Below are 10,172 nucleotides of genomic sequence, written 5' to 3'. Positions count from 1 at the left end.
GTCGGAGTTCGTGGATCAGGTTGGAGCCCTCGCGGTGCAGGTGCGGGTGGGGGCGGATGTGTGGACGAACGAACAGATCGCCCGGCCCCCCGGGCCCCAGGTTGCCCATGCCCGAGACCCGCAGAAGCTGATTCTCGTCAATGCCCGCCGGCATGTTAACCTTGATTTTTTCTGTACGCCTGACCCGGCCCTGGCCCTTGCAGGTCGGGCAGGTCTCGCTGAGGGTATAGCCCCGGCCCCGGCAGGCCGCACAGGGGGCCTGGGCCACCATATTGCCAAAAATGGTGCGCTGGACTTGCTCGAGGGTTCCGCGTCCATTGCACGATTTACAGGTCTGGCGCTTCCCGCCCTGCCCGTTGCAGCCATCGCAGGTTACCAGGCGGTCGTACTGGACTTCTTTCTCAACACCGTGCAGCACATCCACCAGTTCCATCTCGACGGCGGATTCCAAATCCTCGCCCCTTGGTGCGCGGCCGGTCCCACCCGGCGACCGAAAGCCAAACACCTGCTCGAACAGGTCGAAGATATCGCCCAAATTGCCGCTCCCCGCGCCACCAAACCCGCCAGGGGTTGCGGTGCCATAGCGGTCATAGTTGGCCCGCTTCTCGGCATCGGAGAGCACTGCATAGGCCTCGGTTACTTCCTTGAACTTCTGTTCGGCGGCCTTGTCGCCAGGGTTTTTATCGGGGTGATACTGCAGCGCCAGTTTGCGATAAGCCTTCTTGATTTCGTCGGCATCCGCAGTCCTGTCCACGCCCAGGGTTGCGTAGTAGTCGTTCATCGAAGTTTAGTCTAACAGGCTTAGGTATTTTTCTTGTGGGATTAGACACTGGAGTCGGGTACGGGAGCTATGGGGCCGGTACACGCCCATTGAGAATGCCGCAGGTCTCGGGGCAGACGGAGCGCAAGCGAATAGTACGCCTCAGTAAAAACGGCTGGCCTTCCGCTTTTGACCTGCGGGTGCGTGGGCCGCTAGGATGACCCGAATCCTGTTGCCCAACTTCAGATTCCCCTGGGGGTTGGTTTCCCTCGAGCCCAGACCCTCGATCTCAGCCAGCCCGGCGGCGGTTTTTTGACAATCTGTTTATACCCCTGTATATTCAGTCCAGATGCGATTCTCTGCTCGAGGCCATGGGCGTGAGCCTGGCAACGACCACGAAAACGCAACTAAAGCAATGAAACCCCTTCACTCCGCTCGAGCTATTCTCTAACGGCGCTCTTCATAGCGAAGAGGCCGTCAGGGTATGCCCAGCGGGGAATCTTTTTGTTTGGAGGATATGCATGGTTCTCTTGACCCCCGGCCCCACGCCCATTCATCCCAGGGTACAAAGTGCGCTTGCCAAAGAGATGCGCGGCCACCTCGACCTCGAGGTGCTGACCACCAACCGCCGTATTCGTGAACACTTGAATTTCCTGTTTGATCCGGGTGAGGGCGCTTTGCTGGCGGCTCTGCCCGGTTCAGGCAGCCTGGGGATGGAGGCGGGCCTGAACAACCTGGCCGACGCGGGGGACGCGGTACTGCTCCTGGTAAGCGGAACCTTTGGCGAGCGGATGGTGGAGATTGCCCATGTCTACCAGTTCGACCACAAAGTGCTGCGCTCCGAGCCGGGCCACCCAATTGACCCCCAGCTCGTGGCCGAGGAGCTGAGCCACCGCCCTTACAGACTGGTGGCACTGGTACATGGCGAGACCAGCACCGGCGTTATCAACCCGGTAGAAGAGATCGCTGCCCTGGTGCAGGCCCATGGGGCAATTTTCATGGTGGATGTGGTGACCACCGCAGGCATGATGCCGCTCTCGATGCAAAAACTGGGCATAGACTATGCCTTTACCGGCAGTCAGAAATGCCTCTCGGCTCCGCCAGGGCTGGCCCCCATTGCCCTCTCCTTGCGTGGGCGCGAATGCCTGGGGCAGGTGCGGGGCTGGTACTCCGACCTGTCGCGGGCAGCGGTGTACTGGGAGCAGGAGGGCTATTTCTGCACCTCGCCGGTGTTGCTCCACTATGCCCTGGAAGAAGCCCTCCGGCTGGCCCTGGAAGAGGGGTTGGAGAACCGCCAGAAACGCACCGAGGCCATGTTCGCTGCGGTGCTTTCCCTGCTGGAAGAGCTGGGCTTCAGCGCCTACGCTGCCAAAGGTGCCCGCCTGCCCACAGTGCTGGTGGTGCGCCCACCCCAGGGCCTGCATGAGGCCGAGATTCGCAAGGGGCTCTACGCCCGGGGGGTCTCGGTAGCCGGTGGTATTGGCCCCACCGCAGGCCAGGTGCTGCGGCTGGGTTTGATGGGCGAAAGCGCCAGGGTCGAGCACTACCGGGTTTTCTTCAAAGCGCTGGGCGAAGTGCTGGGCAAGAGCGGTTTGGAGCGGGCCTTCGAGGAGCGCGTGGGCCTGATCGCGGTATAGCATTCCAACAAGACCCAGCGTTTCCGTCAAAAGCATCGCAAACAGGCTGTTCGCTGCGGGTGTTCGACCCTCGGCCCTCAGTGCTGCGTCAGGTAATAGTGCTCGAGTTCGCCCTCGAGTTGCACCAGGGCTTGCCGGATGCTCATGCCCTGAAGAGGCAGTACCCCGTAGGCCCGGATGACCAGGTTCTGCCGGATGCGTCGGAAGACAATCTGAGCTCCCTCGAGGTTGCTGCCCTGCAGGGCAATCAAAAACTGGCCTGGTTTAAGCTGAAACACCATATCCGGCTGGCGCAGGTACTGCAGCAGTTCCGCCCCGAGTTGGTCGGTGCGGGTGTGCAGGAGCAGGAGTGTAACGGGCCGCACCCCCGAGAGGGTCTCGAGGCTCGGGGCCAGGGCCTGCAGGGCCGCATAGGGCATAATGCCGTCGTGGTTGCGAAAACCCTTTTGCACCGGTGCAGGCAGGGCTGGATCCTCGCGCTGGAGCAGGAAAAACAGCCCAATCAGAAACACACAGGCCCCCATTAAACTAGCCACCGAGGCCATCACCGCCACATCTTCGGGAACCTGGGCCAGATCGCGGCTGGCTGCCACCGCGACCACGCTGCTCATCACACCCAGGCCCAGTACCCAGAAAAAGCGAACCTGGGGATCCAGCGGCACCTTGGCGTACAGGCTGGCGGCTGCGGCCAGAATCAGGGCTGCAACCAAAAAAACTACTCCAGGATAAATAGTCTCCTGCCGGGGAAATAGCCACAAGGGCAACAGACCCAGCAGAACAAATCCCCAGGGCAACAATGATAGCCACATAGCCCCTAGCATAAGATTGAAAGCTGGATTGCCATGCCAAGAATGAACATAGTAGAGAAGCCGATAGTCAATGGTCGATAGCCGATAGCGTATAGCTGATGGCTAAAGGCCGCTTTAGGGTTACCGAGCGAAGAAGCAGTATCTCCGGGTCAACTAAAGGTTTTGCTAGACTCCTCGCCTCTTGTTGGGGAACAATGCCGATAGCCGATAGCTCATAACTAACGGCAGCTTTAAGTGTCATAGCGACACGGCATTTTCGGCGTCAAATAGAGAATCCAACTAACTCCTCCCCCCTTGTGGGGGAGGGAAGGGTGGGGGGCTGCGAGACGATAGCCGATAGCAGCTAGCGCATAGCTGATAGCCAATGGCCGCTTTAGGGCTGCCGAGCGAAGCGGCATCGCTGACGTCAAAAAAATGATGTAGCTAACTCCTCCCCCCTTGTGGGGGAGGGAAGGGTGGGGGGTGCGAGGCGATAGCCGATAATCGTTCAATAGACCCTAGACCACTGACCCTAAACCCCTCTGGTACAATTACGCTGTGAGCATAGCCCCTCTGGCCGAGCGGGTACGGCCCAAGACACTCGACGAGGTGGTGGGGCAGGAGCACCTTACCGGGCCAGGAAAACCCCTGCGGCGGATGCTCGAGACCCGCCGTCTCTCCTCCTTCATTTTGTGGGGGCCGCCCGGTAGCGGCAAAACCACCCTGGCCCGGCTGCTGGCCCAGGGGGTTGGGCAGGAAATGGCGGCCATCTCGGCGGTAAACGCGGGCGTGAAAGACATCAAGGAGATCGTGACCACGGCCAGGGAAAAAGGTAGCCTGGTGCTGTTTTTGGACGAGATTCACCGCTTCAACAAGTCGCAGCAGGACGCGCTACTGCCCCACCTCGAGTCGGGCCTGCTGACCCTGATCGGGGCCACCACCGAGAACCCCAGCTTTGAGGTGATCCCGGCCCTCCGCTCCCGCGCCAGGGTGTATGTGCTCAACCCGCTCGACCAGGACGCCACCCGCCAGCTTTTGGAACGGGCCCTGACCCACCCGGAGGGAGTGCAAGCCCAGGCCGACCCCGAAGCCCTGGACTTGATTGCCCAGGGCTCCATGGGCGATGCCCGCCGGGCCCTGTCGGCGCTGGAACTCTCGGCCAGCCTGGGCCAGGGCCGCGTCACCCCGGCGGTGGCCAGGGAGGCGCTGGGCAGCGGTACGCTGAGCTTCGACAAGGGCGGCGAATACTTTTACGATCTGATCTCGGCCCTGCACAAGAGCGTGCGCGGCAACCATGTTGATGCTGCGCTCTACTACTTTGCCCGGATGCTCGAGGGCGGCGCCGACCCCCTCTACCTGGCCCGCCGGCTGGCCCGCATGGCGGTGGAGGACGTGGGCCTGGCCGACCCCAACGCACTGCGCCTGGCCATGGCCGCCAAAGACGCCTACGACTTCCTGGGCAGTCCCGAGGGCGAGCTGGCCCTGGCCGAGCTGGTGATCTATCTGGCCCTGGCCCCCAAGTCCAACAGCAGCTATACCGCCTGGAAGAACGCCCAGAACGCAGCCCGACAATACCCCGATGCCCCCGTGCCGCTGCCCCTTCGCAACGCCCCCACCGGGCTGATGCAACGGCTGGGCTACGGCCAGGGCTATGCCTACTACCACGACGACCCCCAGGGCAGCTTTGCCCAACAGTACCTGCCGGAAAAGCTCGAGGGTCTGACCCTCTACCAGGCCACCGGCGAAGGCTGGGAAGACAAGGTGCGCGAGCGGCTGAAGGCTTTACGCGCCCGCTTTGCCCGGGGGCCTCAAACAGGTCGGTAGCACTGTTCCCGACTTGCTCCTAGATTGAAGCAGGGCGGCAGCTTAAGTGGTTTTGCTGGCGGGCCGTGAAGGATTCGAACCTCCGCCTTTTCGTTTTGGAGTTGCGTAAGTGGCTTAATAGCGATAACCAAGAATAGCATAAAAGCCTTTCTTATCGCATTTCGCTACCAGCAGTAACTACCGCCAATATTCTGGGTTGCTACACGGAGCCTCGAGCATTGCTACTCACAATATCGCTGTTTGGAATGGGGTTTTCCGCGAGAAGGTGTACCCTTGGTTGAGTTTGGTTGGCAATCTCACTCAGAGGTACGCGATGGATAGAGAACCTACGATAAAACTGGCGTACTCGGTGGAGGAGTTCGCCCAAACCATCGGGTCAGCCGGAATCACGCCTACGCTCTGGTACGGGGTGGTCAAGTGCAGGCGGTGCGGGCGGGCTCGCGGTGGGTGATCCCGGTCAAGGTCGTCGAGCGCTGGCTCGAGGGTCAAGATAATACAGAGGTCTCGAGTAGTGCATAGTGTTTTATGCATAAAAATGATAATATTACTGTGCATGCAAACCATTATTTCTCTGCATAAAGAGACTCAGCCGCCCCTCGAGTTGAGCCTGGAGTGGCTCCCAAAACTCGACCTGCTTCAACTGCGGCTGCATCCACGGATGAGGCTTCGCATAACGTTTGGCGAGGATAGCTTCGACTTTGCCTACGTCTACCGCCCGGACTGGACGACGCGCAGCTTCGAGGCCGCCCTGGAACACGCAAATGCTGTGCCGTCGGCCTACCCGATGGTCGTTCTGCCCTACCTGAGCGACGAGAAACTCAAACTATTGGCGGCGGCCCAGGTCAGCGGGCTGGATCTGTGCGGCAACGCCCTGATCCTGGTGCCAGGACGCTGGCTCTTGCGCTACAGCGGTCGTCCCAACCGCTTCAAGAACCCTCAGTCCCTCAAAGACCCCTACCGGGGCAAGAGCGCGATGGTGGCGCGGGCGCTCCTTGAGCGGCCCGCTTTCCGCACCGTGCAAGACCTGCACCGCTACATCCTCGAGCGGGGCGGCGAACTCTCCCAGCCACTGGTCTCGCGCAGCCTCGAGCAGCTCCGCCAGGACGTAGTTGTGGGCTCACAGGGGCCATACCGGATCTACCTACTCCAGCCCGAGCGGCTGCTGGATCGGCTGGTCGAGGGCTGGGGGCGGGTGCGGGCCAAAACCCTCTGGCGTGGGCGGGTCAGACACTCTGATTTGCTTCCGGTGCTGTTCGCCAACGCCCGCCGTAAAGGTGTGCGAATCGCGGTGACCGGAGCAGGGTCGGCCAGCCGCCACGCCGGCAACCTGACGGGTGGCACGTTGATACAGCTCTACGCCGAGGGCGTTGAAGCCCTGATCGGCGGCCTCGAGACTATCCATGAAGACCCCTTCCCCAACCTCGAGCTGCGCTCCCCGCCCGACCCCTCGGTGTTCTTCGACCTCGAGCCCGGCTCCGACGGCACCCTCTGGGCTTCGGCTGTGCAGACCTACCTCGAGCTGCACTGGGGCGACGCACGACAGAAGGAGGGGGCTGCCCGGCTGCGGGTGGACATCCTCGGGCAGGCCAGGCAGCGCTTAGGGGAGATCACATGAACCTCTCGCAGACCCCCTTCGCCCCGCTCTCGGCCCACCTGCTCGACCTGCTGCGCCAGCTCGAGGGCAGCGGCGTGGAGCCGACCCTGGCCGGGGGCTTCGGGTTGTTCTTAAGGCGGGAGTGGATTGCCGAGACACAGGCCGAGACCCTGATCCAGCCGATCCCTGAGGCACGCTCCACCGAGGACTTTGACCTGCTGCTGAGCCTCGCGGTGTTGGCCGATACCGACAAGTCCCAGGCGCTGATGAACGCCCTTGATGCCCTGGGTTATGAGGTTCTCCCCAGCGCCCTGCGCTTCCAGTTCAAGAAGGCAGGCACGGCCTGGGGCCAGTCCCGAGACGTGAAGATTGATCTGCTGGCCCCGCTCCCGCCCGAGGGCGACGCAGTGCTCGAGGCCGACCAGGTGCGGGTCAAGCGGAGGAAGGGCGGCAGCCCCCTGCACGGGCGCGTCACGCCCGAGGCCATCCTAGTGGAGGAGCGCCGCATGGAGGTGTCGCTGGAGGGCGACTGCCCGGACGGTCGGTTCTACTCCGGCAGGGTCTGGTTGCCCAACCCCCTCACCCTCTACGTGATGAAGCTCTTCGCCTTCCGCGACCGCGAGGTGGGCGGTCGCGGCGGGCCGGAACCCGACTACGCCCGCAAGCACGCCGCCGACCTCTATACCCTGACCGCACTCCTGCGCCAGCCGGACTACGACGATGCCTTGGAGCTGGCTCGGCAGAATCGGGATGACTCTGTGCTGAAGGAGGCCCGCCAGGTCGTCGGTCAATACTTTGCGGACGAAAACTCGACCGGGGTGCTGCGGGTCAGGGAACAACCGAACTTCAGCGCTACCGACCTGCCCCGGTTTGTCCAGGTGCTGGAACAGATCTTCACCGAGCGGGTTTAGTCGTCGGCGTGGGGAAGTTTCTCGAGCATCTCCGCCACCTGTCCGTTCTTCAACGGGTCGAACCGATCCGCGTGCTGGTAGGCCCAGTCCAGCCAGCGGCGCTGATGACTGTCCGGCTCGCACGGCCCCCAGGCGGCCTCGCAGGCTCGCAAGAAGGCCCGCAGTTCCTCGCCCTTGGCCCACCGCCCGGCAGCGGCCTCCAGGAGTTCGCGGCGCTCCGCTTCCTCTCGTCTTCGCCGCTCAATGGCCTCCCGCTGCTCGCGCTCCCGCTGGGCCTGTCGCTGTTTCTCCGCCCAGATGAGGTGGGCCTGCCTGTCTAGCTCGGCCTGCTCGATCATCCCTGAGATCACGAGGTGGAGTTTGTCCTCGAGCGGAGCCTTGTCCGTGTCCTGCCAGTCGGTGCGGGTCTTCGGCGAGTAAGTCGAGCCGAAGACGAACTTCAAATGCCCACGTGGGAAGTAGTCGCAGCGACGCTCGAGGAAGCTGTACGGGTTCGGCTTGGCGGAGAGAGGGCGTTTGACCTGCTGCACCGACTCGCTCAGGCGGAACTGGATAGACTGGCCGTCTACCAGGGCGAACGTGCCCCGCCGCTGCCCCTCGTTCTCAACCGTGATCTTGTAGCCGCGAGCCTCCAGCGCCCGGATCAATGCCTGCATGATTCGTAGCGTCCTGGGAAACTGATCTGGTGAGACGCGAACATCCAAGCCCTCATACTTCCACGGCGGCTCGAGTAGGCCGTAGATGTTGGTCTGGGCGTTCTTGAGCCCGCTCCGGGTCGCCTCGACCAGCGGGTGAGGGCGGTTGAGCCGCTCGGGGACGGGAACTGGCTCGACCTCACCAGCCTTGCGCTTGGCGTCAGCCCTGAAGGGCTTTAGGGGGTCAGGCGGTGGTCGCTGAATGTAGATGTCCTCGCGCTGGCCGTTCTTGAGCTTGGGCAGCGGGGTTGGGCGAACCTGCTGTCCCGCGCCGACCCGCGCCCAGTAGCCCGGTGGGGGTTTGGGAATCCCGTTCTTCTTGCAAATCTTCCCGATCATCACGTCAGAGATGCCCAGCTCCTCTTTGAGCGTATGGGCGGGGGTTGACCAGACCTTCTCGTACAGTTCTGTGCGGGTGAGCTTGGTGTAGTCGCGCCACATACGTATAGCTTGCGCTCGACCAAGGGGAGACTGCCACTCGTCGGTTGTCGGAGTCAGGGGAGCCAGCCGGAGAAGGCCACGCCCTGGGAGATTGGTGTAGCCGCGTCGCGTGGGTGTGGTTGTGCAGTCCGCCGCAGTGCGGGCAGGCGTGGCGAATGCCGGGCGAGGTCAGCAGGATGCCGGACAGGCTCTGAGCGGCGGCTAGCTTCTCGGCTCGAGGGTGGTAGGGGAACATCAGGGGCCTAGAGCAATGCAGGCAGCGCACACCTACCAGCGTCAGCCCACGAAGCTCCCTCGGCGCGATCCCCAAATCCTTGAAGTAGGCCCTGGCGAACATCAGCACCGCCAGCCGGTAGGTCAGCTCGCCCCCCGACGCGGGCGTGCTCACCGCCGAGGCCCTCAGAACTCTGAAGGCCGCCACTGTTGAGACCTTTGGCCAAGAAATCGAGGCCGTGTACCTCTTCGGCGATCCCGTGAGCGGCAAGCCCTGCTGCCCCCACAGCCCCAACTGGGCCTTGACCTGGATGTGCCAGCGGGTCGGGCTGAGCAAGGTGCGCGTCCACGACCTGCGCCACACCTACGGCTCGGTGATGCTGGCCAGCCGGGTGCCGCTGGAGGTGGTCTCGGCCCGCCTGCGCCACGTCAACCCCACTATCACCTTGAACATCTACCGGCACCTGCTCGAGTGCAAGCACACCGACTACCTGGTGGGCATCACCGAGGCCGCCGGGATAGAGCTGGAGGACGAACCGGAGGGAGACGACGAGGAGGGGCGTTCGGCAGCCTGATTCCGGGCTGCTACACGGTTGCTACATTGTGGGCAAAATCCGGAAAACCCCTCGATCAAGGTTGGGGGTTTTGCGTGCCTCACAGGGCTTTTCTTGGCGGGCCGTGAAGGATTCGAACCTCCGACTTTTCGTTTTGGAGACGAACGCTCTACCGGACTGAGCTAACGGCCCATATTTTGCCTTTCTTATCGTGTTTTCCGGCAGTCACCACTACCGCAAACCCCATTATTGTCCGGGCGACATCTTTTAGTCAAGCCGGGCCACAACAACACTTTCCGCTTCCCGGCAACTGGCCGCGCATCCTTCGCAGTTTCGTACGCTCTCCGGTGCCCTGTTACTGGCTTCTGGCTTCCCCACCCCGCAAGCCCGGTGTTCACCCCGTCAACGAGCCAGGTGGGCTAGTTGTGAGCGTGATTTTGTACACTCACGGTGCTGCGACCAGCAATAGATTCGTGGAATATCTTCGGCTGTGGTAGATCTTGGTAAATTTGCGATTGGTGGGGGTTGCTTGAGCCGAGACCTGGTGGTTGCAGTGGTTCTGAGGCTAGTCCTGTTTGGCCTGCTCTGGCTGGTATTAACCGAGGGCAGGCCTGGCTCCGGGGTGGTTGGGCTGGTCTTTGTGGTCGCAGCCACCTGGCTTAGCCTGGCCCTGCTCGAGCCTCCGGGGTGGCGGTGGCGGCCTCTGGGCCTGCTGCGCTTCGTCCCTTACTTTGCCTGGAACTCCTTGCGAGGAG

The 10,172-nt window shown here is 62.5% G+C and carries 10 protein-coding genes and 1 tRNA gene; 7 read left to right on the top strand and 4 right to left on the bottom strand.

Annotated elements, in window-relative coordinates; all coding sequences use genetic code 11:
- Positions 1-781, bottom strand: a 781-nt coding sequence (locus Q0288_RS07940; RefSeq protein ID WP_299429359.1) for a J domain-containing protein, incomplete at its 3' end; no start/stop codon positions are given.
- Between the two features lie 500 nt (positions 782-1,281).
- Between Q0288_RS07940 and Q0288_RS07935 the strand changes: the two genes are divergently transcribed.
- On the top strand, positions 1,282-2,397 hold the full coding sequence (locus Q0288_RS07935) for an aminotransferase class V-fold PLP-dependent enzyme (protein WP_299429358.1): 1,116 nt from the start codon (positions 1,282-1,284) through the stop codon (positions 2,395-2,397).
- A gap of 77 nt (positions 2,398-2,474) precedes the next feature.
- Here Q0288_RS07935 and Q0288_RS07930 read toward each other — a convergent pair whose 3' ends face one another.
- On the bottom strand, positions 2,475-3,206 hold the full coding sequence (locus Q0288_RS07930) for a diguanylate cyclase (RefSeq protein ID WP_299429357.1): 732 nt from the start codon (positions 3,204-3,206) through the stop codon (positions 2,475-2,477).
- Between the two features lie 543 nt (positions 3,207-3,749).
- On the opposite strand from Q0288_RS07930, the gene Q0288_RS07925 reads away from it, so the two are divergent.
- The 4 genes from Q0288_RS07925 (at position 3,750) to Q0288_RS07910 (ending at position 7,514) form a co-directional block, all read left to right on the top strand.
- Complete coding sequence (locus Q0288_RS07925; RefSeq protein ID WP_299429360.1) at positions 3,750-5,009, top strand: replication-associated recombination protein A; 1,260 nt, start codon at positions 3,750-3,752, stop codon at positions 5,007-5,009.
- 417 nt (positions 5,010-5,426) lie between these two features.
- On the top strand, positions 5,427-5,528 hold the full coding sequence (locus tag Q0288_RS18075; RefSeq protein ID WP_366914734.1) for a hypothetical protein: 102 nt from the start codon (positions 5,427-5,429) through the stop codon (positions 5,526-5,528).
- Positions 5,529-5,562: 34 nt separating this feature from the next.
- On the top strand, positions 5,563-6,624 hold the full coding sequence (locus Q0288_RS07915) for a hypothetical protein (RefSeq protein ID WP_299429355.1): 1,062 nt from the start codon (positions 5,563-5,565) through the stop codon (positions 6,622-6,624).
- Positions 6,621-7,514, top strand: coding sequence for a hypothetical protein (locus tag Q0288_RS07910; RefSeq protein WP_299429354.1), 894 nt, complete (start codon positions 6,621-6,623; stop codon positions 7,512-7,514). Before Q0288_RS07915 ends, Q0288_RS07910 begins: the two co-directional genes overlap by 4 nt.
- Here the strand turns inward: Q0288_RS07910 and Q0288_RS07905 are convergent.
- A complete protein-coding gene (locus tag Q0288_RS07905) occupies positions 7,511-8,650 on the bottom strand; it encodes a hypothetical protein (RefSeq protein WP_299429353.1) in 1,140 nt (379 codons plus the stop codon). The genes Q0288_RS07910 and Q0288_RS07905 overlap by 4 nt on opposite strands.
- 380 nt (positions 8,651-9,030) lie before the next feature.
- Here Q0288_RS07905 and Q0288_RS07900 point away from each other — a divergent pair, with 380 nt between their 5' ends.
- On the top strand, positions 9,031-9,438 hold the full coding sequence (locus Q0288_RS07900) for a site-specific integrase (protein ID WP_299429352.1): 408 nt from the start codon (positions 9,031-9,033) through the stop codon (positions 9,436-9,438).
- Positions 9,439-9,532: 94 nt separating this feature from the next.
- Here the strand turns inward: Q0288_RS07900 and Q0288_RS07895 are convergent.
- Positions 9,533-9,609: transfer RNA gene (locus Q0288_RS07895), tRNA-Trp, on the bottom strand.
- A gap of 337 nt (positions 9,610-9,946) precedes the next feature.
- On the opposite strand from Q0288_RS07895, the gene Q0288_RS07890 reads away from it, so the two are divergent.
- Positions 9,947-10,172 (top strand): Na+/H+ antiporter subunit E (locus tag Q0288_RS07890; RefSeq protein WP_299429351.1); only part of this gene is annotated, 226 nt, incomplete at its 3' end.

It is taken from the genome of uncultured Meiothermus sp. (assembly GCF_937863175.1).
Lineage (GTDB): Bacteria > Deinococcota > Deinococci > Deinococcales > Thermaceae > Meiothermus.
The sequence above is the reverse complement of the archived record's forward strand: the minus strand, read 5'-3'. Positions and strand labels throughout refer to the sequence as shown.